27 protein-coding genes are annotated in these 26737 nt (G+C 66.5%); 16 read left to right on the top strand and 11 right to left on the bottom strand.

The window, feature by feature from the left end:
* Nucleotides 1-35 precede the first annotated feature (35 nt).
* The 9 genes from MUU56_RS10210 to rsmI form a co-directional block, all read right to left on the bottom strand.
* Complete coding sequence (locus MUU56_RS10210) at nucleotides 36-1568, bottom strand: YifB family Mg chelatase-like AAA ATPase (protein WP_244767212.1); 1533 nt, start codon at nucleotides 1566-1568, stop codon at nucleotides 36-38.
* Between the two features lie 265 nt (nucleotides 1569-1833).
* Nucleotides 1834-2778: a glutathione synthase gene (gene gshB, locus MUU56_RS10205; RefSeq protein ID WP_244767211.1), complete on the bottom strand. Its 945-nt coding sequence runs from the start codon at nucleotides 2776-2778 to the stop codon at nucleotides 1834-1836.
* Nucleotides 2779-2850: 72 nt separating this feature from the next.
* A complete protein-coding gene (locus MUU56_RS10200) occupies nucleotides 2851-3843 on the bottom strand; it encodes an endonuclease/exonuclease/phosphatase family protein (protein WP_244767210.1) in 993 nt (330 codons plus the stop codon).
* Nucleotides 3840-4958: a sn-glycerol-3-phosphate import ATP-binding protein UgpC gene (locus tag MUU56_RS10195; protein ID WP_244767209.1), complete on the bottom strand. Its 1119-nt coding sequence runs from the start codon at nucleotides 4956-4958 to the stop codon at nucleotides 3840-3842. The genes MUU56_RS10200 and MUU56_RS10195 overlap by 4 nt, the downstream gene beginning before the upstream one ends.
* 12 nt (nucleotides 4959-4970) lie before the next feature.
* Nucleotides 4971-5813 carry a sn-glycerol-3-phosphate ABC transporter permease UgpE gene (ugpE, locus tag MUU56_RS10190; RefSeq protein ID WP_244767208.1) on the bottom strand — a complete coding sequence of 281 codons (843 nt, stop codon included), beginning with the start codon at nucleotides 5811-5813 and terminating at the stop codon, nucleotides 4971-4973.
* A gap of 13 nt (nucleotides 5814-5826) precedes the next feature.
* Nucleotides 5827-6708, bottom strand: coding sequence for an ABC transporter permease subunit (locus MUU56_RS10185; RefSeq protein WP_244767207.1), 882 nt, complete (start codon nucleotides 6706-6708; stop codon nucleotides 5827-5829).
* A gap of 161 nt (nucleotides 6709-6869) precedes the next feature.
* Entirely contained in the window at nucleotides 6870-8168 is a 1299-nt protein-coding gene (locus MUU56_RS10180) for an extracellular solute-binding protein (RefSeq protein WP_244767206.1), read from the bottom strand.
* A 102-nt stretch (nucleotides 8169-8270) separates the two neighbouring features.
* A complete protein-coding gene (locus MUU56_RS10175; RefSeq protein WP_244767205.1) occupies nucleotides 8271-8639 on the bottom strand; it encodes a YraN family protein in 369 nt (122 codons plus the stop codon).
* Nucleotides 8629-9555 (bottom strand): 16S rRNA (cytidine(1402)-2'-O)-methyltransferase, encoded by a 927-nt coding sequence (rsmI, locus tag MUU56_RS10170; protein WP_244767204.1) that lies wholly within the window; start codon nucleotides 9553-9555, stop codon nucleotides 8629-8631. Before rsmI ends, MUU56_RS10175 begins: the two co-directional genes overlap by 11 nt.
* A 234-nt stretch (nucleotides 9556-9789) precedes the next feature.
* Between rsmI and dnaN the strand changes: the two genes are divergently transcribed.
* The 6 genes from dnaN to MUU56_RS10140 all read left to right on the top strand — a co-directional run bounded on the left by dnaN (nucleotide 9790) and on the right by MUU56_RS10140 (nucleotide 14427).
* Nucleotides 9790-10908, top strand: coding sequence for a DNA polymerase III subunit beta (dnaN, locus tag MUU56_RS10165; protein WP_244767203.1), 1119 nt, complete (start codon nucleotides 9790-9792; stop codon nucleotides 10906-10908).
* A gap of 219 nt (nucleotides 10909-11127) precedes the next feature.
* The gene (pmtA, locus tag MUU56_RS10160) at nucleotides 11128-11730 is read left to right on the top strand and encodes a phospholipid N-methyltransferase PmtA (protein ID WP_244767202.1); all 603 of its coding nucleotides are present in this window, start codon (nucleotides 11128-11130) and stop codon (nucleotides 11728-11730) included.
* Between the two features lie 9 nt (nucleotides 11731-11739).
* Entirely contained in the window at nucleotides 11740-12321 is a 582-nt protein-coding gene (locus MUU56_RS10155) for a histidine phosphatase family protein (protein ID WP_244767201.1), read from the top strand.
* A gap of 2 nt (nucleotides 12322-12323) precedes the next feature.
* Entirely contained in the window at nucleotides 12324-13022 is a 699-nt protein-coding gene (gene pyrF, locus MUU56_RS10150) for an orotidine-5'-phosphate decarboxylase (protein WP_244767200.1), read from the top strand.
* 16 nt (nucleotides 13023-13038) lie between these two features.
* Nucleotides 13039-13326, top strand: a complete 288-nt coding sequence (locus tag MUU56_RS10145) for a DUF1330 domain-containing protein (RefSeq protein WP_244767199.1) — start codon at nucleotides 13039-13041, stop codon at nucleotides 13324-13326.
* A gap of 120 nt (nucleotides 13327-13446) precedes the next feature.
* Nucleotides 13447-14427 carry a complex I NDUFA9 subunit family protein gene (locus MUU56_RS10140; RefSeq protein ID WP_244767198.1) on the top strand — a complete coding sequence of 327 codons (981 nt, stop codon included), beginning with the start codon at nucleotides 13447-13449 and terminating at the stop codon, nucleotides 14425-14427.
* 123 nt (nucleotides 14428-14550) lie between these two features.
* On the opposite strand, the gene MUU56_RS10135 is transcribed toward MUU56_RS10140, so the two are convergent.
* Both MUU56_RS10135 and MUU56_RS10130 read right to left on the bottom strand, forming a co-directional pair.
* Nucleotides 14551-14724 (bottom strand): hypothetical protein, encoded by a 174-nt coding sequence (locus tag MUU56_RS10135; protein ID WP_244767636.1) that lies wholly within the window; start codon nucleotides 14722-14724, stop codon nucleotides 14551-14553.
* 136 nt (nucleotides 14725-14860) lie between these two features.
* Complete coding sequence (locus tag MUU56_RS10130; protein ID WP_244767197.1) at nucleotides 14861-15667, bottom strand: undecaprenyl-diphosphate phosphatase; 807 nt, start codon at nucleotides 15665-15667, stop codon at nucleotides 14861-14863.
* 231 nt (nucleotides 15668-15898) lie between these two features.
* On the opposite strand from MUU56_RS10130, the gene MUU56_RS10125 reads away from it, so the two are divergent.
* The 10 genes from MUU56_RS10125 to MUU56_RS10080 all read left to right on the top strand — a co-directional run bounded on the left by MUU56_RS10125 (nucleotide 15899) and on the right by MUU56_RS10080 (nucleotide 26719).
* Nucleotides 15899-16591 (top strand): glutathione S-transferase family protein, encoded by a 693-nt coding sequence (locus tag MUU56_RS10125; protein WP_064332332.1) that lies wholly within the window; start codon nucleotides 15899-15901, stop codon nucleotides 16589-16591.
* Between the two features lie 10 nt (nucleotides 16592-16601).
* The gene (gene queG, locus MUU56_RS10120; RefSeq protein WP_244767196.1) at nucleotides 16602-17747 is read left to right on the top strand and encodes a tRNA epoxyqueuosine(34) reductase QueG; all 1146 of its coding nucleotides are present in this window, start codon (nucleotides 16602-16604) and stop codon (nucleotides 17745-17747) included.
* Nucleotides 17744-18619 (top strand): SDR family oxidoreductase, encoded by an 876-nt coding sequence (locus tag MUU56_RS10115; protein WP_244767195.1) that lies wholly within the window; start codon nucleotides 17744-17746, stop codon nucleotides 18617-18619. Before queG ends, MUU56_RS10115 begins: the two co-directional genes overlap by 4 nt.
* A gap of 361 nt (nucleotides 18620-18980) precedes the next feature.
* Nucleotides 18981-19343 (top strand): septal ring lytic transglycosylase RlpA family protein, encoded by a 363-nt coding sequence (locus MUU56_RS10110; RefSeq protein ID WP_398430364.1) that lies wholly within the window; start codon nucleotides 18981-18983, stop codon nucleotides 19341-19343.
* Nucleotides 19344-19418: 75 nt separating this feature from the next.
* Nucleotides 19419-20708, top strand: a complete 1290-nt coding sequence (locus MUU56_RS10105) for an RsmB/NOP family class I SAM-dependent RNA methyltransferase (RefSeq protein WP_244767194.1) — start codon at nucleotides 19419-19421, stop codon at nucleotides 20706-20708.
* Nucleotides 20709-20919: 211 nt separating this feature from the next.
* A complete protein-coding gene (locus tag MUU56_RS10100) occupies nucleotides 20920-22197 on the top strand; it encodes an imelysin family protein (protein ID WP_244767193.1) in 1278 nt (425 codons plus the stop codon).
* 44 nt (nucleotides 22198-22241) lie between these two features.
* Nucleotides 22242-23777 carry a di-heme oxidoreductase family protein gene (locus MUU56_RS10095; RefSeq protein WP_244767192.1) on the top strand — a complete coding sequence of 512 codons (1536 nt, stop codon included), beginning with the start codon at nucleotides 22242-22244 and terminating at the stop codon, nucleotides 23775-23777.
* 206 nt (nucleotides 23778-23983) lie between these two features.
* The gene (locus MUU56_RS10090) at nucleotides 23984-25117 is read left to right on the top strand and encodes an imelysin family protein (RefSeq protein ID WP_244767191.1); all 1134 of its coding nucleotides are present in this window, start codon (nucleotides 23984-23986) and stop codon (nucleotides 25115-25117) included.
* Entirely contained in the window at nucleotides 25117-26220 is a 1104-nt protein-coding gene (locus MUU56_RS10085; RefSeq protein WP_244767190.1) for a DUF1513 domain-containing protein, read from the top strand. The genes MUU56_RS10090 and MUU56_RS10085 overlap by 1 nt, the downstream gene beginning before the upstream one ends.
* A gap of 43 nt (nucleotides 26221-26263) precedes the next feature.
* Nucleotides 26264-26719 carry a TspO/MBR family protein gene (locus tag MUU56_RS10080; RefSeq protein WP_244767189.1) on the top strand — a complete coding sequence of 152 codons (456 nt, stop codon included), beginning with the start codon at nucleotides 26264-26266 and terminating at the stop codon, nucleotides 26717-26719.
* The last annotated feature ends 18 nt before the right edge of the window (nucleotides 26720-26737 follow it).

The following is a 26737-nucleotide window of genomic DNA, read 5'->3' as shown; positions in this document are numbered from 1 at the left end:
TCCTTCGGCGGGACCACTGCCTTCTTCCCGAAAACTCACGCCGCCGCGGAGAGCCGCTCGCCGGCGATGCGATAGGAGATCGCCTCCGCCAGATGGATGCGGCCGACGACCGGCGCCTCGTCGAGATCGGCGAGCGTGCGGGCGACCTTGAGGATGCGATGGTAGCCGCGCGCGGAGAAATGCATCTTCTCCGCCGCATCGCGCAGGAGCTGGAGACCGCCGGGATCGGGCTCCGCCACCTTTTCGACGAGCGCGGTCGAGGCGCGCGCATTGCTGGTGACGGAGGCCATGCCGAGCCGGGCGAAACGGTCGACCTGCAGGGCACGGGCACGGGCGACGCGGCGGGCGACGGTCTCGCTGGCCTCGGCGGCCATCGGGCGGATGAGATCCGTCGCGGAGACGGCCGGCACGTCGATGCGGATGTCGATGCGATCCATCAGCGGGCCGGAAATGCGGGCCTGGTAGTCGCTCATGCAGCGCGGGCCGCGGGCGCAGGTCCGGCCGGGTTCGCCCGCCATGCCGCAGCGGCAGGGGTTCATCGCCGCGACGAGCTGCATGGCGGCGGGATAGCTCACCCGGTGGTTCGCCCGGGCGATGATGCATTCCCCGGTCTCGAGCGGCTGGCGCAGCGCATCGAGCGCCTGGGGCGAGAATTCCGGCAGCTCGTCGAGGAAGAGCACGCCGTTATGGGCCAGCGAGACCTCGCCCGGCCTTGCCCGCGACCCGCCGCCGACGAGCGCGGCCATGGTGGCGGAATGATGCGGCGCGCGGAAGGGCCGGCGATCCGACAGCCGGCCGCCGGAAAGCTGGCCGGCGATGGAATGGATCATCGAGACCTCCAGCAGCTCCCGCGGCGAGAGCGGCGGCAGGATGGCGGCAAGGCGCGCGGCCAGCATGGACTTTCCCGAGCCCGGCGGGCCGACCATCAGCAGATTGTGGTTGCCGGCCGCCGCCACTTCCAGCGCCCGCTTGGCGCTTTCCTGGCCGCGGATATCGGCAAGGTCCGGCAGGTCCGCCGCCGCCGCCCGGATTGCCGGCGCCGGCCGGGACAGGACCTGCGTTCCCTTGAAATGATTGGCGAGCGCAATCAGGCTGCGCGGCGCCAGGATATCGAGGCCGCTGCCGGCCCAGGCGGCTTCCGCGCCGTTTTCCGCCGGGCAGATCAGCCCCTTGCCGAGCGCGTTCGCCCCCATGGCGGCGGGCAGCGCCCCGGCGACGGCGGCGATCGTCCCGTCGAGGTTCAGCTCGCCGATGACGACAAAGTCCTCCAGCGCATCGCCCGGCACGGCGCCGAGCGCCATCATCAGGCCGAGCGCGATGGCAAGGTCGTAGTGGCTGCCTTCCTTCGGCAGGTCCGCGGGGGCGAGATTGACCGTCACGCGCTTCGGCGGCAGCGAAAGGCCGGAGGCATGCAGGGCCGCCTGCACACGCTCGCGGCTTTCGGCGACCGCCTTGTCCGGCAGGCCGACGATCTGCATGCCCACCTTGCCGGGCGCCACCATGACCTGCACGTCGACGGGCACGCCCTCGATGCCCTGGAATGCGATCGTCCCGACCCGCGCCACCATGATTGCCTCCGCCCGTTCCCGCGGCGCTGCGCCATTCTCGGCGCAAGGCTACCGCGACACGTTTTCGCCGAAAACGTCCCCTGCACCCGCCCCTGGGTTGCATCTGCAAATCTGGCATGGAATCCGGAATGAAACAAGAACAATCATAGAACCTGCGAGAGAATTTTCCGCGCGCCGGTTGCAGCCGGTTGCATTTGCGGAACGAAGGCGGGACGTTCGCGAACGGAACGTCCCGCAAAACCCTCCGGGGCGGGCCGCAAGACGCTCAGCGCTTGCTTTCGATGGCGTCCCACAGCAGGGCGGAGATGTCGGTGCCGCCGAATTTCCTGACTTCCCGAATGCCGGTCGGGGAGGTCACGTTGATCTCGGTCATGTAGTCGCCGATGACGTCGATGCCGACGAAGAGGAAGCCGCGCTCGCGCAGCGCCGGGCCGATGCGGGTGCAGATCTCCTTTTCGCGGGCCGTCAGCTCCGTCGGCTCCGGGCGGCCGCCGGCATGCATGTTGGAGCGGGCGTCGTGTTCGGCAGGCACGCGGTTGATGGCGCCGACCGGCTCGCCGTCGACGAGCAGGATGCGCTTGTCGCCCTTGCGCACGTCCGGCAGGTATTGCTGGGCGATGAAGGGTTCGCGGAACATCTGGCCGAACATTTCGAGCAGCGAGGAAAGGTTGCGGTCGTCCTTTGTGGAATGGAAGACACCGGCACCGCCATTGCCGTAGAGCGGCTTCAGGATCATGTCGCCCATCTCCTCGCGGAAACGGCGGATTTCGGCGGGATCGCGCGTGATCAGCGTTGCCGGCATGAGGTCGGCGAATTCGGTGACGAAGATCTTCTCCGGCGAGTTGCGCACCCAGGCGGGGTCGTTGACGACAAGCGTCCTGGGGTGGATGCGCTCCAGGAGATGCGTCGAGGTGATGTAGGACATGTCGAAGGGCGGGTCCTGGCGCAGGAGCACCACGTCCATCGTCGAGAGGTCGACGCGCTCGGGCGCGCCGAGCGTATAGTGGTCGCCCTTGACGTCGCGCAGTTCCATCGGCTCGACGGCGGCATAGACCTTGCCGTCGCGCAGGCTGAGGCGGTCGGGCGTGTAGTGGAACAGCCTGTAGCCCCGGTTCTGCGCCTCCAGGCTCATGGCGAAGGTGGAATCGCCGGCGATGCTGATGGTCGACACATGGTCCATCTGGACCGCGACGTTCTTGATCTTTGCCATGAAAAGTCCCCTCAGGAATGCCCGACACATTTAGGGTGCGGGCGGCACGATGGCAACGGGCCTCGCGCGGGGTCAGGCGAAGCCGTCGATCCGGCAGGTGATGAGGTCGTGGTCGGAGAGCGGACGGCCGGAAGGATCGAGCGAGGGCACGATGCGCGTATCGGAAACCGCAAGGCCGCGCGAGAAGAACCAGTCGAGCTTCATGGCCCGTTCCGGCCAGCGCGTGATGAGGCTCGGGCGTGTCGTCATCCTGTCCAGCGGACCGCCATGGCGGGTGAAGCCGCGCTCGGCCGCGCGGGCGAAAAGCCCTTCCGCCTCGAAGTCGCCGCCGGCATGGTTGCCGGTGTTGAGATCACCGCCGATGAGGACGGGGTGGCCGGGGAAGGCCGCATCGAGGGCGTCGATAAGGCCGACCATCTGGCATTCGCGATAGGCGGCCGTCGTGGCGCTTTCGAAATGGGTGGAGACGAGAACGAGCGGGCCGGCCTCCGTGTTGACGGCGGCGCCGATCGCCATGCGCTCGCCGAGGCGCGGCTGGTCGACCTCGCCCATGAACCAGAGGCGCTCGCCCTCCAGCCGCAGCAGGAAGGCCGCGTGCAGCGGCACGGTGGCCATGAGGCCATTGCCGTGCAGGCCGCGGCGGTTGAACCGGTCCTTGCAGAATTCCAGCTCCGTATCCGAGCCGAGGCCGAGCTCGATGAACTCGACGCCGTAGAGATAGGCCATGCCGAGATCGCCGGCGACCTCGGCCGTGGTGTGGCGCTGGCGCGTGCGGGCCATGCCGTCGTCCATCTCGGAGAGCAGAACGATCTCGGCACCGGTGGCGCCGAGATGTTCGGCGCTTTCGAGCGGGAAGAGGCAGCGTTCGAGGTTCCAGGCGGCGACGGTGAAGGGGAAGGGCAGCGGTTCGGTGCGTTCGGCCCGGCCGCCTTTCTCCACCGCGTTCATGCAGGCAAGCTGCGCCATGCGGGCATCGTGCGCGGAGATGGATTTTTCGAGATCGGCTATCGCCATGCGCTCCGCCGGAGTAGGGGCGGTCAGTCTGTCGACGGTGGTGCGGATCATGATGCGGCGGCCTCCAGGACCGGGAGGCCGGCGGCAAGGGTTTCCGGCCGGTCTTCGCCCGGCCAGTCGATCCGCCGGCCGCTGGCGCGGTCGAAGAAATGCAGCCGCGACGGCGTGATCGAGAGCGAGACGGTTTCCGGCAGCGGGTTTTCCGAGGAGACAGCAGCGACGAGCAGCTGATCGCCGACGAGGCCGTGCACGAGGCGCTGGGCCCCCAGTTCCTCGACATAATCGACCCGGAAGGGCAGGCTGCCCTTTCCCTCCGGATGGAGGCGCAGGTCCTCGGCGCGCAGGCCGACGGTCACGGCACCCTGCGTCGGCACCGTGGGGCCGAGATCGATGAGGGCGGGGCCGAGGGCGAGCTTGCCGCCGTGCACTTCGCCATCCGCGAGATTCATGGCCGGCGAACCGATAAAGCTGGCGACGAAGGTGGTGGCAGGGCGATGGTAGACGTCGAGCGGCCGGCCGATCTGCTCGATCCTGCCGCCGGAGAGCACGACGAGCCGGTCGGCGAGCGTCATCGCCTCCAACTGGTCGTGGGTGACGTAGATCGAGGTCGTGCCGACGCGGCGCTGCAGGCGCTTGATCTCGCCGCGCATGGAGACGCGCAGTTTGGCATCGAGGTTGGAGAGCGGCTCGTCGAAGAGGAAGGCGGAGGGTTTGCGCACGATGGCGCGGCCCATGGCGACGCGCTGGCGCTGGCCGCCCGAGAGGGCACGGGGCTTGCGCTCCAGATAGGGCTGGAGTTCGAGCATGCGGGCGGCTTCCGCCACGCGCGCGTCGATCTCGGTCTTCGGCGTGCGGCGGTTCTTCAGGCCATAGGCGAGGTTTTCGTAGACCGTCATATGCGGATAGAGCGCATAGTTCTGGAAGACCATGGCGATGTCGCGGTCGGCCGGGTCGATCTCGTTGACGACGCGCGCGCCGATCGTCACCTCGCCTTCGCTGATCGTCTCCAGCCCCGCGACCATGCGCAGCAGCGTCGACTTTCCGCAGCCGGAGGGGCCGACGAGCACGATGAACTCGCCGTCGGCGATGTCGATCGAGACGGCGCTGACGGCGGTCACGCCGCCATTGTAGACCTTGGATACGTCCTTGATGCTGATCGCTGCCATGGGACGAGCCTCCTATTTGTCGCTTTCCGTAAGACCCTTGATGAACCACCGCTGGAAGATCAGCACGATCATGACCGGCGGCAGCATGGCGAGGATCGCCAGCGCAAAGGCCTCGTTGTAATCGGGAATGTTGGAGCCCACCCAGACGAGCAGGATCTGCTTGATGCCGCGCACCAGCGTGAAGAAGCGCTCGTCCGTCGTCATCAGCGTCGGCCAGAGATACTGGTTCCAGCCATAGACGAACATAATGATGAAGATGGCGGCGATCATGGTGCGCGAGAGCGGCACCAGCACGTCGATGAAGAACTTGAACGGCCCGGCGCCGTCGATGCGCGCGGCCTCCAGCAGCTCCTCCGGCACGGACTTGAAGAACTGGCGGAAGAAGAAGGTGCCGGTGGCCGAGGCCAGCAGCGGCACGATGAGGCCGGTATAGGTGTTCGTCAGCGAGAGCTTGTTCATCACCTCGTAGGAGGGAAGGATGCGCACTTCCAGCGGCAGGAGCAGCGTCGTGAAGATCATCCAGAAGAACAGCGTGCCGAGCCGGAAGCGGAAATAGACGATGGCATAGGCGGCGAGCATCGACAGCACGATCTTGCCGGCGGCGAAACCGATGCCGAGGATCAGCGAGTTCCAGATCATGCGCGCGCCGGTGATCTTGCCGGTGAAGCCGCCTTCCCGCGTCAGCACGGTGTTGTAGGTCTCGGTGAAGTGGCCGCCCCAGGCAAGCGAGAGGCCGTTGCGGTGGATGTCGGCCGCCTCGTGGGTGGAGGTCATGAAGGCGACCACCACGGGGGCGACCATGACGAAGACACCGAGCATGAGAACGAGGTGATCGAGGAGACGGATGCGGTTCATGGCGGGCGCCCTCTCAATTGTAGTGCACGCGCCGCTCGATGAAGCGGAACTGGAAGATGGTGAGCACGAAGACGACGATCATCAGGATGACCGACTGGGCCGAGGATCCGCCGAGGTCATTGCCGCGGAAGCCGTCCATATAGACCTTGTAGACCAGGGTGATCGGGTTGTTGGCGGCCTTGTCCTTCACCATCACGTCGATGACGCCGAACGTGTCGAAGAGGGCGTAGGTCATGTTGATGACGAGCAGGAAGAAGGCGGTGGGCGCGAGCAGCGGCAGCGTCATCGTCCAGAAGCGCCGCGTGCCGGAGCGGCAGTCGATGGCGGCAGCTTCCCGCACGGAGGCCGGAATGCTCTGCAGGCCCGAGAGGATGAAGATGAAATTGTAGGGGATCTGCTTCCACACCGACACGATGATCATGGCGATGGCGGTGTCGTTGTAGTTGAGGCCGACCTTCATGTCCCAGCCGAAGAGGGCGGCGAACTTCACCAGCGGGCCGATATGCTGGTCGAAGAACATCATGCCCATCAGGCCGGCGACCGGCGGGGCGATCGCGTAGACCCAGATCAGCAGCGTCTTGTAGGCGGCACTGCCCTTCAGCACCGCATCCGCCTTGACGGCGAGCAGCATGCCGATGCCGAGCGAGAGGAAGGTGACGAGCGCGGTGAAGACCACGGTGAAGCGGGCGATCGACTGGTACTGCACGGAGCCGAGCGCATCCGAATAGTTCGACAGGCCGACGAAGGTGGAGCCGAAGCCGAAGGGATCCTCGAGATAGAAGGACGACTGGATCGCCTGGACGGACGGCCAGTAGAAGAACACGAAGATGATCGCCATCTGCGGCGCGAGGAAGAGATAGGGCAGATAGGGCGAGGAGAATTGCACGCGCTTCATGGGCGATCCTTCGATGGCGGACACCCCCTCATCCGGCCTGCCGGCCACCTTCTCCCCGGCGGGGAGAAGGGGAGATGTTGCAGCGTCTGCGGTCCCCCTCTCCCCTTGGGGAGAGGGTCGCCGAGCGAAGCAGAGACGGGGTGAGGGGGATTCCTACCCTGTCAGCCGGCGGTCTTGGCGAAGCGGGCGAGCAGGTCGTTCGCTTCGGTCTCGATCGTCTTCATGGCGTCTTCGACCGAGGTTTCGCCGGCGAAGATGCGGCCGTATTCGCGCTCCATGATCTCGCGGATCTGCGGGTAGAAGCCGAGGCGGTAGCCCTTCGACCAGTCGCCCGACTTGAGCATGAGCTGCTGGATGCCGACTTCGGCGACCGGGGTCTTTTCATAATAGCCTTCGGACTTCGCCAGCTCGTAGGCCGCCTTGGTGATGGCGACGTAGCCGGTGGCCTGGTGATAGAACTTCTGGATTTCCGGCGAGGTCAGGAACTGGAAGAAGTCGGCCGTGCACTTGTTCTCTTCGTCCGGCTTGCCGGACATGGCGAACAGCGCGGCACCGCCGATGAACGAGTTGGTGCCGGCCCCTTCAATGCCCTGCCAATAGGGCAGGAAGGCCGCGGTGAACGGCTTCTGCGCCGTCTTCTGGAGGCCGCCGAACGAACCGGACGACCCAATCCAGAGGGCGGCCTTGCCATCTTCGAAGAGCTTCTGGTTGTCGTTCCAGCCGGCACCGAAATAGCCGAAGTAGCCCTCGTCGGCCCAGGCCTTCAGCTTGGTGAACATCATGACGAGGTTCGGGTCCGTCATGTTGATCTTCGTGTCGGTGACCGAATCGTAGCCGTTGTTGTTCGTCGCGAACTGGATGTTGTTGCGCGAGAAGAAGTTTTCCGTGAACTGCCAGGTGAGCTGCGACTGGACGAGCGGCAGGTAGCCGGCTTCCTTCAGCTTCGGCGCGATCGCCTCGAACTCTTCCCAGGTCTTCGGCGCTTCGACGCCGGCCTTTTCGAGGGCCTCGGTGTTCACGTACATGATCGGGGCGGAGGAGTTGAACGGCATGCCGACGAACTTGCCGTCCGGCGTGGCGTAGAAGTAGCGCACGCCCTCGATGAAGGCTTCGCGGTCGAACGGGTGGCCGGCGCCGGTGATCAGGTCTTCGGCCGGGATAACGGCGCCCGGAGCATTGATGATCGTCGCCGCGCCGGCGTCGAAGACCTGCAGGATGTTCGGCTGTTCGCCCGAGCGGAAGGCGGCGATGCCGGAAGCAAGCGCTTCCTCGTAGGTGCCCTTGGAAACCGGTGTCAGGGCACAGGCCGACTGGGCGGCGTTGAACTTCTGGGCGACTTCGTTGATGACCTCGCCGTTGCGGCCGGCCATGCCGTGCCACCAGGTGATGTTGGTGGCGGCCATCGAGGCCGAGGCGGAAAACGCGAGTGCGAAACCTGCGAGGGAAAGCGGCTTGAACATGGGTTGCTCCTCTTCACCGGATTTGGTGTGAGGGTGCACTAATGAGCGACCGTGACGGGCGCGTTACGGTTTCATGTCAGTTTCGTTACATTTTCCTTTTGGTCAAAACGCATCCGGCAGATGCCGGGGAAGCCGCCAGGGGCGGACGGCGACAATGTCGTACCGGAGGGAGAGGCGGTGGCCGTCGGGCTGGCGCGAGAGCCAGATTTCGCTTGCCGCGCGGATGCGCCCTTGCGCGGTTCCGGTGACGGCGAAGACGGCGCTGTCGACGTCACGGCGCGCCTTTACCTCGACGCAGACGACGAGGTCGCCGCGCCGCGCGATGATGTCGATCTCGCCGAGCTTCGTTCGGTAGCGGATCGCGCGGATGCGAAAGCCCTTGGCGGCAAGGTAGAGCGCGGCGATGTATTCGGAGACGTGTCCGCGGCGAAAGGCCTTCAGCCGGCCCGGATCCGCCGGCCTATTGCCCATCGCCGCCCTTCAGGTCGATGAGGCGCTGGTAGAGGTCGCGCCGCGGCAGGCCGGTCTGCCGCGCGGCCTCGGTGGCCGCCTTGCCGGCCGGCATGTCCCTGACGAGCGCGGCAAGCAGCCGGTCGACATCTTCCGCCTCGGGCGCGGCCGCCGCACCCGGCGGGCCGATGACGAAGACGATCTCGCCCTTGACGGCGTGGCCGTCGCCATAATGCGCCGACAGCTCCCCGAGCGTTCCGCGGCGGAATTCCTCGAAGGTCTTGGTCAGTTCGCGGCAGACGCAGGCCGCCCGCCCCTCGCCCAGCACCTCGGCCGCCGCCGCGACCGTCGCGGCGATGCGATGCGGGGATTCGAAGAACAGCAGCGTCGCCGGCACGCCCGCAAGCTCGGCGAGGCGATCGCGCCGCGCCTTGTCCCTGGACGGCAGGAAGCCGGCAAAGAAGAAGGCCTCGTTGGGCAGACCGGAGCCGACGAGCGCGGCAAGCGGGGCGGAGGCGCCGGGGATGGGCACGACGCGGTGCCCGGCCGCGATGGCGAGCAGCGCCAGCCGGTATCCGGGATCGGAAACGAGCGGCGTGCCGGCATCGGAGACGAGGGCGACGGATCTGCCTCCCTCCAGCGCGGCGATGAGGCGCGGGCCCGCCTCGTCCGCATTGTGCTCGTGATAGGCATAGGGCCGGTTGACGATGCCGTAGCGGTCGAGCAGCACGCGGGTGACGCGCGTGTCCTCGCAGGCGAGCACGTCGGCGCCTGCCAAGGTTTCGAGCGCCCGCAGCGTGATGTCGGAGAGATTGCCGATCGGCGTCGCGACGAGATAGAGCGCCGGCTCCAACGGCCGGGCGGGGATCACGGCATTGTGCAGGCGGAAAGTCTTCGCGCCTTCGCCCCCGCCGTTTGCCGCACCCTCGTCCCGCATCGCCCGTCACCTTTCCGGCCGCTGGACGGCCGCATGTCTTCATCCTTATGGGCGAGCGGGCAGGCCCTCGCAAGGTCCGGCGGTTGACTATCCTGTGTTCCACGCCGTTAGCACTTGCAAAGTTCCGCATGTTTCTGCCATTTTGCCCGTCCACATCTTCCGGCGCCCGCCGGGATTTCAAGGCAATGCCGCGCCGGACCTCCGGCGTGCTAGCGGTCGAAAGCGGTACAGTTCATGCGCATTACTCTCGAGCGGTCCAATCTTCTGAAGTCGCTGAACCACGTCCATCGCGTGGTCGAACGGCGCAACACGATCCCGATCCTCTCGAACGTGCTGCTGCGCGCGGACGGCGCGAGCCTCGACATGAAGGCGACCGACCTCGACCTCGAGATCACCGAGGCGACGCCCGCCCAGGTCGAGCAGGCCGGCGCGACGACCGTTCCGGCGCACCTGCTCTACGACATCGTGCGCAAGCTCTCGGACGGTTCGGAAGTGCTGCTCGCCACCAGCGCCGACGGCGCCTCGATGACGGTCGCCTCGGGCCGTTCCAAATTCTCGCTGCAATGCCTGCCGCAGTCCGATTTCCCGGATCTCACCGCCGGCAGCTTCTCGCACACGTTCCGCCTCAAGGCGACGGATCTCAAGATGCTGATCGATCGCACCCAGTTCGCGATCTCGACGGAGGAGACCCGCTACTACCTCAACGGCATCTTCATCCACACGATCGAGAGCAAGGGCGAACTGAAGCTCCGGGCCGTCGCCACCGACGGCCATCGCCTGGCCCGCGCCGACGTCGAGGCCCCCTCGGGCTCCGAGGGCATGCCGGGCATCATCATCCCGCGCAAGACGGTCGGCGAGTTGCAGAAGCTGGTCGACAATCCGGACCTGACCGTCACCGTCGAGGTCTCGGACGCGAAGATCCGCTTCACCATCGGCTCCATCGTGCTGACCTCCAAGCTGATCGACGGCACGTTCCCGGATTACCAGCGCGTGATCCCGACCAACAACGACAAGGAACTGAAGATCGACTGCCAGTCCTTCGCCCAGGCCGTCGACCGCGTCTCCACCATTTCCTCCGAGCGCGGCCGCGCCGTGAAGCTGGCGCTCGGCGACGGCCAGCTGACGCTGACCGTCAACAACCCGGATTCAGGCAGCGCGACGGAAGAGCTGCCGGTCGGCTATGACAGCGACCCGCTGGAAATCGGCTTCAACGCGAAATACCTGCTCGACATCACCTCCCAGCTCTCCGGCACGGAGGCCGTCTTCATGCTGGCCGATCCGGGCTCGCCGACGCTGGTGCGCGACCTTGCCGGCGACGACGCGCTCTACGTGCTCATGCCGATGCGCGTATAGACGCCACCATATCGGGAAAACCGCCTTGGAACCCGCCGGTCCTCCGGCGGGTTCTTTTTTAGGAAGCGCTTTCGCGGGCGGGGGAAACTTGCAGACGGCGGCGCAATCAGACTTGTTTTTGACGCAAACCGCGTCACATATTCGCAGAAGGCCGGGCGAAGCAGGCGGACACGAAGCCCTTCCCGGCCATGTAGAAGTGCTACCATGAAGGGGGATGGCATGACGTTGCGCGTGAAGGTCAAGGAACGGCTCGGCAAGAAATTCGACGACGAGATCCGGTTCTTCAAGGGCTGGATGAGCAATACGCGGGCCGTCGGTTCGATCATCCCCACCTCTTCGGTCACCGCGCGCCGCATGGCGAGCGTCATCAATCCCGCCTCGGGCCTTCCCGTGCTCGAACTCGGGCCGGGCACCGGCGTGATCACCAAGGCGATCCTCGGGACCGGCCTTGCGCCGGAGAAGCTGACCTCGATCGAGTTCTCCACGGATTTCTACAATCACCTCGTCGCGCGCTTCCACGGCGTCAACTTCATCAATGGCGATGCCTTCGACCTCGACAGGACGCTCGGCGATCTTCGCGACGCCACCTTCGACAGCGTCATCTCCGCCGTGCCGCTGCTCAATTTCCCGATGCACAGGCGCGTCGCGCTGATCGAGGACCTGCTCTCGCGCGTTCCCGCCGGCCGGCCGGTCGTGCAGATCTCCTATGGCCCGCTCTCCCCCGTCGTCGCCATGCCGGATCGTTACCAGATCAGCCATCTCGACTTCGTCGTGCGCAACATCCCGCCGGCGCAGCTCTGGACCTACCGCCGCACCCATTGAGGGGCGGCCGTGTTCGCCCTTTATATCACCCATCCGCAGGTCGCCATCGACCCGGCCGTGCCGGTGCCCGACTGGGGCTTGTCCGAGCGCGGCCGCGAACGGGCCCTGCTCGCCGCCTCGGCCGGCTGGGCGCGGCAGATCGGCCGCTTCGTGGCAAGCACCGAGCGCAAGGCGATCGAGACGGCGGAGATCCTTGCCGCTGGCCGCCTTGCCGTCGAGACTGACCACGCCATGGGCGAGAACGACCGTTCCGCCACCGGCTACCTGCCGCCCGATGCCTTCGAGGCCGCGGCCGACGAATTTTTCGCCCATCCGGAGCGAAGTTTTCGCGGCTGGGAGCGCGCGGTGGATGCGCAGGCGCGCATTGTCGCCGCCGTCGAGCGGGCGCTGGACGGTCACGACCCGGAAATCCCGATCGCCTTCGTCGGCCATGGCGGCGTCGGCACGCTGCTGAAAGGATACCTCAAGGGCACGCCCATACGCCGGGACGGCGACCAGCCGGGCGGCGGCGGCAATCTTTTCGCTTTCGGCCTTGCGGACCGCATCGTCGCATGCGACTGGACGCCAATGGAATCTTGGAAAGGGTTTTGACCATGTCCGCGCGCGACCGCCTGATCGTTGGCCTCGATGTACCGACCATCGCGGAGGCGGAAAAGGTGGTCCAGACGCTCGGCGACACCGCCCTCTTCTACAAGATCGGCTACCAGCTGGTCTTTGCCGGCGGCCTGGAATTCGCCCGCGACCTCGCCAGGGATGGCAAGAAGGTCTTCCTCGACATGAAGCTGCTCGACATCGACAACACGGTGGCCAAGGGCGTCGAGAACATCGTCAAGATGGGCATGTCCATGCTGACCCTGCACGCCTATCCGAAGGCCATGGCTGCCGCCGTCGCCGCCGCCAAGGGCTCCGATCTCTGCCTCCTCGGCGTCACGGTGCTCACCTCCATGGATGCCAAGGACGTCATTGACGCCGGCTACGAATACGATCCGCACACGCTGGTGCTGCGCCGCGCCGAACAGGCCCGCATCGCCAGCATGGGCGGCGTCGTCTGCTCCGCCGAGGAAGCCAGGGCCGTGCGCAAGATCGTCGGACCCGACATGGCGATCGTCACGCCGGGCATCCGCCCGGCCGGCGCCGATCTCGGCGACCAGAAGCGCGTCATGACCCCGGCCGACGCGCTGAAGGCCGGCTCCAGCCACCTCGTCGTCGCCCGCCCGATCGTCAAGGCGGACGATCCGCTTGCCGCAGCAAGCGCGATCCTCGCCGAAATGGACGGCGTACGCGCAGCATAACAAAAGGGAGAGAAGCATGCCCAAGGGCTACTGGATCGCACAGGTCGACGTGCGCGACACCGAACGCTACAAGGATTACGTCGCCGCCGCCAAGCCGGCCTTCGAAAAGTACGGCGCGAACTTCATCGCCCGCGGCGGCGCCTTCGCGCAGCTGGAAGGCCGCGTGCGCGCCCGCAACGTGATCATCGAGTTCCCCTCGCTGCAGGCCGCCGTCGATTGCTACAATTCGCCGGAATACCAGGTCGCCGCCGCCATCCGCCAGGAAGTGGCGGACGCGGAAATGGTGGTCGTCGAGGGCCTCTGAGCCGGCCATCCCGGCTCCCGGAAAAACCCGGCACAAGAGACGCTTCGCCGCGCTTCACCTTGCGAACGCTTTGGGCTATGTAGGCGCTACCGACCTACAATGTTCTTCAGGAGCAGCCTCATGACCTTGTCCAACCTTCCGCCGCTCGTCACAGTCTTCGGCGGCTCGGGCTTCGTCGGGCGTCATGTGGTGCGTGCGCTGGCGCGCCGCGGCTACCGCATCCGCGTCGCCGTCCGCCGGCCGGACCTTGCCGGCTTCCTGCAGCCGATCGGCGGCGTCGGCCAGATCTCCTTCGTGCAGGCGAACCTGCGCTACCGCCAGTCCGTCGATCGCGCCGTGGAAGGCGCCGACCACGTCATCAACTGTGTCGGCATCCTCTTCGAGAGCGGCCGCAACAATTTCGACGCCGTGCAGGATTTCGGCGCCCGCGCGGTGGCGGAAGCCGCCCGCGCCGTCGGTGCGAAGCTCACCCACGTCTCCGCCATCGGCGCCGACGAGAAATCCGCGTCCTCCTACGCCCGCACCAAGGGCCGCGGCGAAGCGGCGGTGCTGCGCACGGTTCCCGATGCCGTCATCCTGCGACCCTCCATCATCTTCGGCCCGGAAGACGGCTTCTTCAACAAGTTCGCCACCATGGCCCGCTATGCCCCGGCCCTGCCGCTGATCGGCGGCGGCCACACGAAGTTCCAGCCGGTCTACGTCGCCGACGTCGCCGAGGCCGTCGCCCGCTCGGTGGACGGCACGATCGAGCGCGGCCGCATCTACGAGCTCGGCGGTCCGGAAGTGCTGACCTTCCGCCAATGTCTCGAAACCATGCTGCGCGTGATCGACCGCAAGAACCCGCTCGTCTCGCTGCCCTTCGGCATCGCCTCGCTGATCGGCTCCATCGCCTCGCTCGTGCCCCTTATCAAGCCGCCGCTGACGGCCGACCAGGTCACGCTGCTGCGTGTCGACAATGTGGTCTCCGACGCCGCCCGCAGCGAGGGCCGCACGCTGGAGGCGATCGGCATTGAGCCGGTCCTCGTCGAGGCGATCCTGCCGAGCTACCTCGTGCGCTACCGGCCGCAGGGCCAGTTCACGCGGATCGACCGCGCCGCCTGACCGATTTCCATCCTAAATAACCGGCCGGCACGGGGCGATCCCGCGCCGGCCGGTCCGTGTTTTTCGAAGCGCTTTGGGCGGGCTGTTGCACTTATGCAGCGGTTAAAAAAATCACTGCGGCATTTACGCGCGATTCAGCATGCCGCGATATTGATTGTCTTCGGGCCAGCGAATAAACACCGCCCCCGTCGCGTCGTACTGATGACAGTTCTGCGGCGTATTTTCAGGACTTTGAGAGGCTTCCGGCGTAATGGGCAAGGCAATTGCAATCTTCTTCGGATTTTCGGCTCTGATCATCGTGGCCGGATCCTTTGCCGCGCCGTCGACGGTCTCGGCCGGCAAGCACGGCTGTTCGCCGGCCTACGGCGTCGATCCCTGCACGACCGCCTCGGTCAAGTAAGGGCGGGCCGGCCAGAGCCGGCCGTAACAATCTTCACCCGAAGATCAGAAGGCCGATCAGGCCCAGCGTTCCCACGACGATCCGCCAGATGGCGAACAGCGTGAAGCCGCGGCGCGAGACGAAGTCGAGCAGCGAGCGCACGACGAAGAGACCCGCCACGAAGGCTGCGACGAAGCCGACGCCGATGACGAGAAGGTCGTCGGACGAGAGCGCGTCGCGGTTCTTGTAGAGATCGAGCGTGAAGGCGCCGACCATGGTCGGCATGGCGAGGAAGAAGGAAAACTCCGCCGCCGAGCGCTTGTCCGTGCCCATCAGCAGGGCGCCGGCGATCGTCGCCCCCGAGCGCGAGGTGCCGGGGATCATGGCCAGGCACTGGCAAAGGCCGATCTTGAAGGCGAGCGACGGCGGGTACTTCATCGCATCCGTATAGCGCGGCTGGAGCGGCAGGCGGTCGATCACGTAGAGGATGACGCCGCCGACGATCAGCACGATGCAGATCAGCATCGGGGTTTCGAAGAGCACCGTCTTGATGAAATCATGCGCCAGCGCGCCGATGACGGCGGCCGGCAGGAAGGCGATGAGCACGCTCGCGACGAAGCGCCGCGCCTCCGGGCTCGACGGCAGCGCAAAGGCGATGCGGAGCAGCTTGGCCGCGTAGACGGAGAGGATGGCGAGGATCGCGCCGAGCTGGATTAGCACGGCGAAGGTGTTGCCTGGCGACTTGAAGCCGAGGAAGTGCCCGGCGAGCAGGATATGGGCGGTGGAGGACACCGGGATGAATTCGGTCAGGCCCTCGATCAAACCGAGAATGAGGGCGCTGACGATGGACTGGTCTGCCATGTAGGTTCCTTGGGGAAAGGGGACGAAAGCCACGGAATGAAGCGGGCTTCGAGCCTCCCACAAAACCCCGCCCGGAGGTTTTGTGGGAGGCTCATACGGCAAAAAGCCCGATTCGCTTGTGTTTGTACCACCAAATTTCTATAGGTTCGTCAAATCAGCCATGGTCAAATCAGCCCGCATGCGCGCTCGACCCGGCCACAGCCCCTTCCGCAAGACCAGCAAAGCAGCCTGATGCCCACACTCTATCATCACCCGATGTCCGCCGCGTCCCGCTTCGTCCGCCTGATCCTGGCGGAATACGGGTTCCAGACGGAGCTTGCCGAAGAACAGCCCTGGGAAAACCGGCGCGATTTCCTCGCCCTCAACCCGGCCGGAACGCTGCCCGTCTATGTCGACGACAGCATGCGGGCGCTCTGCGGCGCGAGCATCATCTCCGAATATCTCGACGAGACGCACGGCGTCCTGAAGCGCGACCGCCGGCTGCTCGCCGAAGACCCCTTCCAGCGCGCGGAAATCCGCCGCCTGACGGAATGGTTCCTGCAGAAGATGGAGCAGGACGTGACGCGCCCGCTGGTGCGCGAGCGCATCTTCAAGCTGCAGATGACGCCGGACCAGGGCGGCGGCCCGCCGGACAGCAAGATCCTGCGCAATTCGCGCGCCAATATCCGCCAGCACATGAAGTATCTTTCCTGGCTGGCCGGTTCGCGCACCTATCTTGCCGGCGATCGCCTCAGCTATGCCGACCTTGCCGCCGCGGCCTGTCTTTCGGTGCTCGATTATATGGGCGAGATCAACTGGGCGGACGCGCCACAGGCCAAGGACTGGTACCAGCGGCTGAAGTCCCGCCCCTCCTTCCGCCCGCTGCTGGCCGAGCGCGTGCGCGGCGTCACCCCGGTCTCGCATTACGCGGACCTCGACTTCTGAGGACGGGGCGATGTCGGGCGACGACAGGATCCGGCGCCGCCTGACCGACTTCCTCAAGGCGGAAGCGGCGGACAAGGGGTTCGACCTCTGTCGCATCACCGGCCCCGATTCCATTCCCGAGGCGCCGCCCCGGCTCGCCGACTTCCTTGCCGCCGGCTATCACGGCACCATGGACTGGATGGCGGAGACCGAGGCACGGCGGGCCGATCCGCGCGTCCTGTGGAGCGCGGTGCGCTCCGTCGTCCTCTTCGGCATGAACTACGGCCCGGCACACGATCCGCGCGCCGTGCTTTCCATGCCCGACCGGGCAGCGATCTCCGTCTATGCGCAGAACCGCGATTATCACGACCTCATCAAGGGCAAGCTGAAGGAAGTGGCGACGCGCTTTGCGGCACGCGGCGGGGCGGATGTGAAGGTGTTCGTCGATACGGCGCCGGTCATGGAAAAGCCGCTCGCCGCCGCTGCCGGGCTCGGGTGGCAGGGCAAGCACACCAACCTCGTCAGCCGCACGCACGGCTCCTGGCTCTTCCTCGGCAGCCTCTTCACCACGGCCGACCTTGTCCGCGACGAGCCGGAGCGCGACCATTGCGGCTCCTGCCGCGCCTGCCTCGACGCCTGCCCGACCGACGCCTTTCCAGCGCCCTACAAGCTCGATGCGCGGCGCTGCATCTCCTACCTCACCATCGAGCACAAGGGACCGATCGATCCCGCCATCCGCGAGAAGATCGGCAACCGCATCTATGGCTGCGACGATTGCCTGGCCGCCTGCCCCTGGAACAAGTTCGCCGCCGCGGCCTCGCAGATGAAGCTCATCGCCCGCGAGGAACTGAAGGCGCCGGCGATCGCCGATCTCCTGACCCTCGACGATGCGGGTTTCCGCGCGCATTTCTCCGGCTCGCCGGTCAAGCGCATCGGCCGCGACCGCTTCATCCGCAACGTGCTGATCGCCGCCGGCAATTCCGGCGACCGCAGCCTGATCGCGCCCTGCCTCCGCCTTGCCGACGACGCGTCCCCCGTGGTGCGCGGCATGGCCGCATGGGCGTTTTCCCGGCTGATGACGGCTTCCGAATTTACGAAATTTGCGGCAGGAAGGGCGGACGACGCGGACGCGGACGTGCGCGCGGAATATGAAAGAGCAAAGGCAGACTGTCGATGACGCACCTCCTGATCCTCGGCGCCGGCTTCTCCGGCAGGGCCATCGGCCAGACCTTCAGGGCGGCCGGCTTTTCCGTCTCCGGCACGACGCGATCGGCGGAAAAGTCGGAGGGCCTTCGCGCCCTCGGCATCGCGCCGATCCTCTATGACGGCGGCTCGATCCCCGAGGCCCTTGCGACCGACATGGCGCGCGCCACCCATGTCGTGCAGTCCATCGCGCCCGGCAAGGAGGGCGACCCGCTGTTCCGCGCCGGCATGCCGCCGATCTCCGCCCTGATGCCGGAGCTCGCCTGGGCCGGCTACCTCTCGACCGTCGGCGTCTACGGCGACCACAAGGGCGGCTGGGTGGACGAGGATACCGCGCTGAACCCGGTTTCCGCCCGCTCCGTCGAGCGGGTGGAGGCGGAGAACCGCTGGCTCGACTTCGGCAGGGCCTCGGGCCTGCCCGTCGCCGTGCTGCGCCTTGCCGGCATCTACGGGCCGGGCCGCAATGCGCTGCGCAACATGGAAGAGGGCACCGCGCGCCGCCTCGTCAAGAAGGACCAGGTGTTCAACCGCATCCGCGTCGAGGATATCGGCCGTTCGGCCCTCTTCCTTGCACAGAAGTCCCTCGGCGGCCTCTGGAACATCACCGACAACGAGCCCGGTCCGCCACAGGACGTGGTGGCGGAAGCCGCCCGGCTGATGGGCCTGCCGGTGCCGCCGGATATTCCTTTCGAGAGGGCGGAACTTTCTCCCATGGCCCGGTCTTTCTACGCAGAGAACAAGCGCGTCTCGAACGCCAAGCTGCGTGCTGCCGGCTTCGAACTTCGCTTCCCGGACTATCGCCAGTCGCTCGCCGAGCTCCACGCGGCCGGTTGCTGGCGCGGTTGAGGGGCGAGGCCGGCAGGGCTGGCTTTTGCGATTCAATACAACCTTTAATTTATCTGCCTCATTTTTGCCGCCGAATTCATGCGCAGTAACTGCTAATATTGAAAGTTTTTTCCGAGAATTTGCGCGATTGTCGGATGACCATTCCAACTTGCAAGTCGATCCAGTTTAGTGACTGATTCGGAAGATTCTTTTCCGCCATCCGAACGAAGATCAAAAATCCATCGCCGGCGATGGACTGTATATCGCACGGCCTCCCCACAGCAATTGCGGCGGGTTGAGGCACGTTTTTGCCATTTTTGCTTCCTCATAGGGCGATCATCACAGCGGAAATTCGCAACTTTCCCGGAAGGTCATCCGATACATGATGCTCAAGCTCTCCAGCCTCGCACTCGCCTCGCTCGTCACAGCCTCCTCCACCTTCGTTACATTCTCCGATGCTAAGGCCGCCGGTTGCGGTCGTGCCTCCTGGTATGCGCTGCACTCGCGCACCGCCTCCGGCGAGCGCATGAACCCGAACCTCCTGACGGCCGCCCACCGGAGCCTGCGCTTCGGCACCAAGGTGAAGGTCACCAACGCGAACAACGGCAAGAGCGTCGTGGTGCGCATCAACGATCGCGGCCCGTTCATCCGCGGCCGGGTGCTCGACCTCTCCAAGGCCGCCGCCTCCAACATCGGCATGATCCGCTCCGGCCACGCCAAGATCTGTTACGAAGTCATCGGCTGACGAGCGCTATTGTGCGGCTCCCGGCTTGCCCTTCGCGCATTCCGCCGCTACCACGACGCAAAACGGAGATGACGGATGCGATTGGGTGGGCGGCTCTCGGGAGCCATCGAGGTTCTGACGGATATCGAGACGCGGCGGCGCCCCGTCGCCGATGCACTCAAGGACTGGGGCCTCTCCCATCGCTTCGCCGGTTCCGGCGACCGCGCCGCGATCGGCAATATCGTCTATGACGCGCTGCGCATGAAACTGTCGCACGCCTTCCTGATGGACGATGACAGCCCCGCCGCCCTCGGCCATGCCGTGCTCCTACGGCAATGGGGCCTCGCCCCCGAGGCGCTTGCCGCCGAGTTCGACGGAGACCGGTTCGCCCCCGAGCCCATTTCCGGCGAAAGGCTTGCCGCCTTCCGCGCCCGCACTCTCGACGACGCCGCGCCGCATGTGCAGGGCGACATTCCCGAATGGATCCAGCCCGCCTTCGAGGCCAATTTCGGCGAGGCCTGGCTGGCGGAAGCCAAGGCGCTTGCCGGCCGGCCGACGCTGGACCTGCGCGTCAACACGCTGAAGGCCGGCCGCGACAAGGTGCTGAAGGCGCTGGAGCGCAACGCCGCCGTCGCCTCGGCCATCGCCCGCGAGGGCATCCGCATTCCCGCCGGCGAAGGCCCCTCGCGCCTGCCGAACGTCACCGCCGACCTTGCCTTCCAGAAGGGCTGGTTCGAGGTGCAGGACGAAGGCTCGCAGATCGTCGCCGATCTCGTCGTGCCGCAGGAGGGCGAGCAGGTGCTCGACTTCTGCGCCGGCGGCGGCGGCAAGACGCTCGCCATGGCGGCCGCCATGCACAACAAGGGCCAGGTGCACGCCTACGACACCGACCGCAAGCGCCTCGCCCCGATCATCGAGCGGCTGAAGCGTGCCGGCACGCGCAATGTCCAGGTGCATGAGACCATTGCCAGCCTTGCCCCGCTGAACGGCCGCTTCGACCGCGTGCTGGTCGATGCCCCCTGCACGGGCACCGGCACCTGGCGCCGCCGGCCGGACACCAAATGGCGCCTCACCGAAAAGAACCTCGAGGAACGCCTCACCCAGCAGCAGGAAGCGCTTGCCAATGCCAGCGCCTTCGTGCGGCCGGGCGGCTTCCTGCTCTATGTCACCTGCTCGATCCTGCCGCAGGAGAACGAGGAACAGGTGCACGGCTTCTGCGCGGCCAATCCGGAGTTCGAAATCCTGCCCGCGACCGACACCTGGAAAAAGCTGTTCGGCGCGGACAAGCCGCAGCCCTGGTCGCGCGACGGCAAGACCGTCACCCTGACGCCGGCCTCGACCGATACGGACGGCTTCTTCTTCTGCGCCATGGGCCGCAAGGCCTGAGGCGGTTGCGCTCTGTCAAGTGTACCGGAACAGCTTGAAATCGTTCTAAACTATACACTTTGACACAAGTTTTTATTTGGTCCATGACAGTAACGCCTGAATAATCCCGGGCCCGGCGAGATGCCGGACCATCCGGGCGGCGGCCGCCAAGGGAGGCAAGCCGTGACGTCCGGTGTCGGGGGACACATCGAACAGGACACCAGGAGACGTCATGACCACTTCCTTCCTCCGCGCGGCCGCCTTTGCGCTTGCTGCCGCGACATCGGGGCTCGCCATCGGTTCCGCCCATGCGGCCGCCGATCCGGCCGCGATCGTCAAGCACTATGCCGAAATCGCGCATGCCAAATTCTCCGACTCGCTCGACGCAGCAAAAGCGCTCGACGCAGCGGTCGACGCGCTCATCGCCAAGCCGGGCGACGACACGCTGAAGGCCGCGCGCGAGGCGTGGCTGAAGTCCCGCGTGCCCTACCAGCAGACGGAAGCCTATCGCTTCGGCAATCCGCTGGTCGACGACTGGGAAGGCAAGGTCAACGCCTGGCCGCTCGACGAGGGCCTGATCGACTATGTCGATGCCAGCTACGGCACGGAGAGCGACGAGAACGCCCTCTTCGTCGGCAATGTCATCGCCAATCCGAAGCTGGAGATCGGCGGCAAGACGATCGACGCCACCACCATCACGCCGGCCGTCCTGCAGGAACTGCACGAGGCGGGCGAAGTGGAAGCCAACGTGGCGACCGGCTACCACGCCATCGAGTTCCTGCTGTGGGGCCAGGATCTCAACGGCACCGGCAAGGGCGCGGGCAACCGCCAGGCGAGCGACTATGACACGGCCAATTGCACCAACGGCAATTGCGACCGCCGCGCCGCCTACCTGAAGGCCGCATCCTCGCTGCTCGTCACCGATCTGGAAGAGATGGTGGCGGCCTGGGCGCCGGATGGCGACGCCGCCAAGAACGTGACGTCGGATCCGAAGGCCGGCATCACCGCCATGCTGACCGGCATGGGCTCGCTCTCCTATGGCGAACTTGCCGGCGAGCGCATGAAGCTCGGCCTCCTGCTGCACGATCCGGAAGAAGAGCACGATTGCTTCTCCGACAACACGCACAATTCGCACTACTACGATGTCGTCGGCATCCAGACCGTCTATACGGGCGAATATACCCGTGCGGACGGCTCGAAGCTCGCCGGCCCGTCGCTCTCCGAGCTGGTCGCGGAAAAGGACGCCGCGCTCGACACGGAGATGAAGGCCAAGCTCGACGCCAGCCACGCCGCCTTCAAGGCGCTGGTGGACCGCGCGGAAGGCGGCGAAGCCTACGACCAGATGATCGGTGAGGGCAACGAAGAGGGCAACAAGGTCGTCCAGGCCGCCGTCGACAGCCTGATCGACCAGACCAGGACGATCGAACGCGTGATCGCCTCGCTCGACCTCGGCACGATCGAGCTTGAAGGCTCCGACAGCCTGGATAATCCTAACGCTGTCTTCCAATGATAGAAGGCGGGCCGCCTCCCCCCGGGGGGCGGCCCGATCCATACATGACAGAACGCCCCGCCCGCCCTCTGCTCGCGGCTCTTGCCGCGGTGTCCGTCGTGGCGGGCGTTTTCGCTCTGGGACCTGCCCATTCCACCGGCCGCGGGCGCGATGATCTTTCCGAAAAGGATCGCAAGCGCGTCGCCGCGGTGACGGCGCTAACGACGGATTTTTCCAAGGCCGAAGCCTATGAGGCGATGTCCGGCGGGGCGGCGACCTCACTTGCATCCGTCAACGTCAACAGCTTCTCCCACTTCTCCGAGAACCTCACCTTCGCGGAGGAAGAGACGTTCAAGCTCGGCAATGCGCTCTTCCAGAAACTCTGGGTCTCCTCGCCCTCCTCCACCCAGGCCTCCGACGGGCTCGGGCCGCTCTACAATGCGCGCTCCTGCCAGACCTGCCACATCAAGGACGGCCGCGGCCATCCGCCGGAGGGCGCCGCCGAGGCGACGTCGATGTTCCTGCGCCTCGCCCGCGCGGCAAGGACGCCGGAGGACGAGGCGGCGCTGAAAAGTTTTCGCGAGATGAGCCTGCCGGATCCGATCTACGGCCGCCAGCTTCAGGATCTCGCCATACCCGGCCTCAAGGCCGAGGGCCGCATGGTGATCGACTATACCGAGGAACCGGTGACGCTTGCCGGCGGCGAGGTCGTCACGCTGCGCCGGCCGACATATTCCGTCGCCGATCTCGCCTATGGCGACCTCGATGCGACGACGACGCTCTCGCCGCGCGTCACCCAGCCGATGCTCGGCCTCGGCCTCGTCCAGGCGATCCACGAGGCGGATATTCTCGCCCTTGCCGACCCCGACGACAAGGATGGCGACGGCATCAGCGGCAAGGCGGCCATCGCCATCGATCCGAAGACGGGCAAGGAGACGCTCGGCCGGTTCGGCTGGAAGGCGCAGTCGGCCACCGTGCGCCAGCAGAGCGCCGACGCCTTCGCCTTCGACATCGGCCTTTCGACGCCGGACGTGCCGCTGCACCAGGGCGACTGCACGCCGGCGCAAAAAGCCTGCCTCGACCGGCCGGACGGCGTGCAGAAGCGGCTCGGCGATGCCGAAGCCCCGCCGCCGGTGATGGACCTCGTCACCTTCTATGCGGAGAACCTTGCCGTGCCGGCGCGGCGCAAGGCGAGTTTCGCCGAAACGCTGAACGGCAAGCGCATCTTCTACGAGACAGGCTGTACAAGCTGCCATCAGCCGAAATTCGTTACCCGGCGCGACGCCGGCAACAAGGCCCATGCCTTCCAGCTCATCTGGCCCTATTCCGATTTCCTGCTGCACGACATGGGCGAGGGCCTTGCCGACGGGCAGGCGGTCGGCGTGGCGACCGGGCGGGAATGGCGCACGCCGCCACTCTGGGGCATCGGCCTTACAAAAACCGTCAACGGCCATACGTTCTTCCTGCATGACGGGCGCGCCCGCAACCTCACCGAGGCCATCCTCTGGCACGGCGGGGAGGCTGAGACGGCACGCGACCGCTTCGCCGCGCTGGAAAAACACGACCGCGACGCCCTTCTGACTTTTTTGGAGAGCCTCTGATGCCCATCCAGCGCCCCTCTTTCCGTCGTTTCGCCGCGCTTTTCGAAAGCATCGCCCTTGCTTTCGGGGGGGCTCACCCCCCTCTGCCCTGCCGGGCATCTCCCCCTCAAGGGGGGAGATCGGCAAGAAGCAAGAACCTTGCTCAAACCGCACCGCTAGAGAGAGGCGAGACAGCGCTCCATCCAATCTCCCCCCCTGAGGGGGAGATGCCCGGCAGGGCAGAGGGGGGGCGGCGACTGCCGACCCTGCTTCTCGCCGCCGGCCTGATGCTCGCCGCCGCCCTGCCGGCGCCGGCGCAGGAGGGCGAGGCGCCCGTGCCGCCCGCGCTGACGGACGAGAGCGTGGTCGGCATCATGACGCGCGCGGTCGACGAGGTCATCCGCCCCGGCTACCGCAGCTTCCAGGCCTCCGCCGGCACGCTCGCCGAAACGACCGCCGCCTTCTGCAAGGCGCCCTCCGAGGGCGGCCGCAAGACGGTCGACGATGCCTTCCGGCAGGCGGTTGCCGACTGGGGGCGCATCGAGATCGTGCGCATCGGCCCGGTCATCGACGACAACCGCTTCGAGCGCATCCTCTTCTACCCCGACCGCAAGAGCACCGGCCTGAAGCAGGTGCAGGCGCTGCTGCAGAAGGCCGACGAAGCGGATACGGACGCCGCGGCCATGGCCGGCAAGAGCGTAGCGATCCAGGGATTTGGCGCGCTCGAATTCGCGCTCTACGGCACCGGCGCGGAAACGCTGATGGCGACGCCGGACAGCTTCCGCTGCCGCTATGCCGCCGCCGTCGCCCGCCATATCGAGACGACGGCCGGTCAGCTCGTCGCGGCCTGGGACGCGCCCGACGGCGTGCAGCGGGACTGGAAACATCCCGGCCCGCAGAACCCGGTCTTCCGCACCGGCAAGGAGGCGATCACCGCGCTCCTCGGCATCCTCGTTCACGGCGCGGAGGCGGTGCGCGACCAGCGCATCGAGACCTTCTACCGCAACGGCGGCACGGCACGCCCGAAATCGGCGGTCTTCTGGCGTTCCGGCAACACCTGGACCTCGATCAACGCCAATATCGAAGGCCTGCAGACGCTGTTCGACACATCGGGCATGGCCGATCTCATCGATCCGAACTTCGTCTCCATCGCCGGCAATGTCGATTTCGTGCTGAAAGCCCTGCGCCGCGTCGCGCCGACCATCGATCCCGATATCGAAAAGGCCGTCTCGACGCCGGAAGAACAGCAGAAGATCGCCTTCCTCCTCGTCAACACGCGTGACCTCATCCTGCGCCTCAACACCGAATATGGCGGGGCGATCGGGCTCGGCGCCGGCTTCTCCTTCGCGGACGGCGACTGATGCGGGCCGCGGGCACCCGGAGCGCGCTTGTCGACCGCCGCGCCTTCCTGCGCATGGCGGGCGCCGCCTGGGTCGCGGCGCTCGGGACCCGTCCGTCCTTCGCGCTGTCGCAGACCGACGCCGTCTTCGCGTCCGGCTACATGGAGCGCGACGGGAGCTTCGGCATCGCGGTTCTGGCCGAGGACGGCACACTCATAGAGAAGACGCCGCTGCCGGCCCGCAGCCACGGCATGGCCTTTTCGCCCGCGACCGGCCACCTCGTCGCCTTCGCGCGCCGTCCGGGTACCTTCGCGCTGATCATCGACCGCGGCGGCGGGGCAGCGCCCGTGACGATCGCCAGCGCCGAGGACCGGCATTTCTTCGGCCACGGCTGCTTTTCGCCGGATGGAAAAATCCTCTATGCCAGCGAGAACGATTTCGACGCCGGGCGCGGCGTCATCGGCCTCTATGACGCCGGCGACGGCTACCGCCGCATCGGCGAATATTCGACCTACGGCATCGGCACGCACGATCTCTCCGTCAGCGACGACGGCCGCCTGCTGATCGCCGCGAATGGCGGCATCGAGACCCATCCGGATTTCGGCCGCACCAAGCTCAATCTCGACCACATGGAACCCTCGCTCGCCCTGATCGACGCCGCAACCGGCGCGCTCGTCGAGCGCCATGCGCTGCCGGAGACGCTGCGCCAGCTTTCCACCCGCCATATCGACCTCGACGACAGGGGGCGCATCTGGTTCGCCTGCCAGTACGAGGGACCGCGCAACGACCTGCCGCCGCTCGTCGGCCATTTCTCCAGGGGGGAGGACCTGGCGTTCCTCTCCCTGCCGGAGGAGACCACGATCGGCCTTGCCAACTATGTCGGCGCCATTGCGGTTAACCGGCGCGAGGGTCTTGTCGGCCTCACCTCGCCGAACGGCGGGCGTTTCGTCGTGCTCGAGGCGGCAAGCGGCCGGGTGCTGCGGGAGGAGGCCATCGCCGAGGCCGCCGGCATCGCCGCGGCGCCGCGGGGCTTCGCGGTCTCTTCCTATGACGGCCGCTTTGCCGGCAGCCGGGACGCCGTCGCCTGGGACCAGCACATCGCCGGCCTGATGCCGCAACGCTGATCCCGCCCCTGGACGGCCGCGCGCGCCGCGCTACCTCCCGGGCATGAAAAACAAGCCCCTCGTCTATCTCGCCTTCATCATCCTCGTTCTCGGCGGCGGCCTCCTCATCGGAGCCAACAACATTCCCGACGAATGGTATCGCTCGCTCGCCAAACCGGCCTTCACCCCGCCCGACTGGCTCTTCGCGCCGGCCTGGAGCCTTCTCTACACCATCATCGGCGTGGTCGGCGCCCGGACCTGGCTGACGCTGCGCCGTTCGATGGCGATGCGCCTCTGGTTCGCCCAGCTCGTCTTCAACTTCGCCTGGTCGCCCGCCTTCTTCGGCCTGCGCGACCCGGCATCCGCGATGATCATCATCCTAGGCCTGCTCATCTCCGTCGCCGCCTTCATCATCGCCTCCTGGCGGCAGGATCGCACGGCGGCGCTCCTCTTCGTGCCCTATCTCGCCTGGGTGGCCTTCGCGACGGCGCTGAACGCGGCAATCCTCCTCCTGAACTGAAAGGCGCTTGCAGTGCAG

Origin of the sequence: Shinella yambaruensis (assembly GCF_022899355.1) — a bacterium.
Lineage (GTDB): Bacteria > Pseudomonadota > Alphaproteobacteria > Rhizobiales > Rhizobiaceae > Shinella > Shinella yambaruensis.
The sequence above is the reverse complement of the archived record's forward strand: the minus strand, read 5'-3'. Positions and strand labels throughout refer to the sequence as shown.

Excerpts from the sequence above, each read along its gene's own strand:
- MUU56_RS10105 (WP_244767194.1), top strand. The coding sequence starts at position 19,419 with ATGCGATTGGGTGGGCGGCTCTCGGGAGCCATCGAGGTTCTGACGGAT.
- MUU56_RS10175 (WP_244767205.1), bottom strand. The coding sequence starts at position 8,639 with ATGGGCAATAGGCCGGCGGATCCGGGCCGGCTGAAGGCCTTTCGCCGC.
- MUU56_RS10095 (WP_244767192.1), top strand. The coding sequence starts at position 22,242 with ATGACAGAACGCCCCGCCCGCCCTCTGCTCGCGGCTCTTGCCGCGGTG.
- MUU56_RS10100 (WP_244767193.1), top strand. The coding sequence starts at position 20,920 with ATGACCACTTCCTTCCTCCGCGCGGCCGCCTTTGCGCTTGCTGCCGCG.
- MUU56_RS10130 (WP_244767197.1), bottom strand. The coding sequence starts at position 15,667 with ATGGCAGACCAGTCCATCGTCAGCGCCCTCATTCTCGGTTTGATCGAG.
- pmtA (WP_244767202.1), top strand. The coding sequence starts at position 11,128 with ATGACGTTGCGCGTGAAGGTCAAGGAACGGCTCGGCAAGAAATTCGAC.
- MUU56_RS10110 (WP_398430364.1), top strand. The coding sequence starts at position 18,981 with ATGATGCTCAAGCTCTCCAGCCTCGCACTCGCCTCGCTCGTCACAGCC.
- MUU56_RS10135 (WP_244767636.1), bottom strand. The coding sequence starts at position 14,724 with ATGATCAGAGCCGAAAATCCGAAGAAGATTGCAATTGCCTTGCCCATT.
- MUU56_RS10080 (WP_244767189.1), top strand. The coding sequence starts at position 26,264 with ATGAAAAACAAGCCCCTCGTCTATCTCGCCTTCATCATCCTCGTTCTC.
- MUU56_RS10115 (WP_244767195.1), top strand. The coding sequence starts at position 17,744 with ATGACGCACCTCCTGATCCTCGGCGCCGGCTTCTCCGGCAGGGCCATC.
- MUU56_RS10145 (WP_244767199.1), top strand. The coding sequence starts at position 13,039 with ATGCCCAAGGGCTACTGGATCGCACAGGTCGACGTGCGCGACACCGAA.
- rsmI (WP_244767204.1), bottom strand. The coding sequence starts at position 9,555 with ATGCGGGACGAGGGTGCGGCAAACGGCGGGGGCGAAGGCGCGAAGACT.
- pyrF (WP_244767200.1), top strand. The coding sequence starts at position 12,324 with ATGTCCGCGCGCGACCGCCTGATCGTTGGCCTCGATGTACCGACCATC.
- queG (WP_244767196.1), top strand. The coding sequence starts at position 16,602 with ATGTCGGGCGACGACAGGATCCGGCGCCGCCTGACCGACTTCCTCAAG.
- MUU56_RS10125 (WP_064332332.1), top strand. The coding sequence starts at position 15,899 with ATGCCCACACTCTATCATCACCCGATGTCCGCCGCGTCCCGCTTCGTC.
- MUU56_RS10200 (WP_244767210.1), bottom strand. The coding sequence starts at position 3,843 with ATGATCCGCACCACCGTCGACAGACTGACCGCCCCTACTCCGGCGGAG.
- MUU56_RS10180 (WP_244767206.1), bottom strand. The coding sequence starts at position 8,168 with ATGTTCAAGCCGCTTTCCCTCGCAGGTTTCGCACTCGCGTTTTCCGCC.
- MUU56_RS10085 (WP_244767190.1), top strand. The coding sequence starts at position 25,117 with ATGCGGGCCGCGGGCACCCGGAGCGCGCTTGTCGACCGCCGCGCCTTC.
- gshB (WP_244767211.1), bottom strand. The coding sequence starts at position 2,778 with ATGGCAAAGATCAAGAACGTCGCGGTCCAGATGGACCATGTGTCGACC.
- MUU56_RS10210 (WP_244767212.1), bottom strand. The coding sequence starts at position 1,568 with ATGGTGGCGCGGGTCGGGACGATCGCATTCCAGGGCATCGAGGGCGTG.
- MUU56_RS10140 (WP_244767198.1), top strand. The coding sequence starts at position 13,447 with ATGACCTTGTCCAACCTTCCGCCGCTCGTCACAGTCTTCGGCGGCTCG.
- MUU56_RS10195 (WP_244767209.1), bottom strand. The coding sequence starts at position 4,958 with ATGGCAGCGATCAGCATCAAGGACGTATCCAAGGTCTACAATGGCGGC.
- dnaN (WP_244767203.1), top strand. The coding sequence starts at position 9,790 with ATGCGCATTACTCTCGAGCGGTCCAATCTTCTGAAGTCGCTGAACCAC.
- MUU56_RS10185 (WP_244767207.1), bottom strand. The coding sequence starts at position 6,708 with ATGAAGCGCGTGCAATTCTCCTCGCCCTATCTGCCCTATCTCTTCCTC.
- ugpE (WP_244767208.1), bottom strand. The coding sequence starts at position 5,813 with ATGAACCGCATCCGTCTCCTCGATCACCTCGTTCTCATGCTCGGTGTC.
- MUU56_RS10090 (WP_244767191.1), top strand. The coding sequence starts at position 23,984 with ATGCCCGGCAGGGCAGAGGGGGGGCGGCGACTGCCGACCCTGCTTCTC.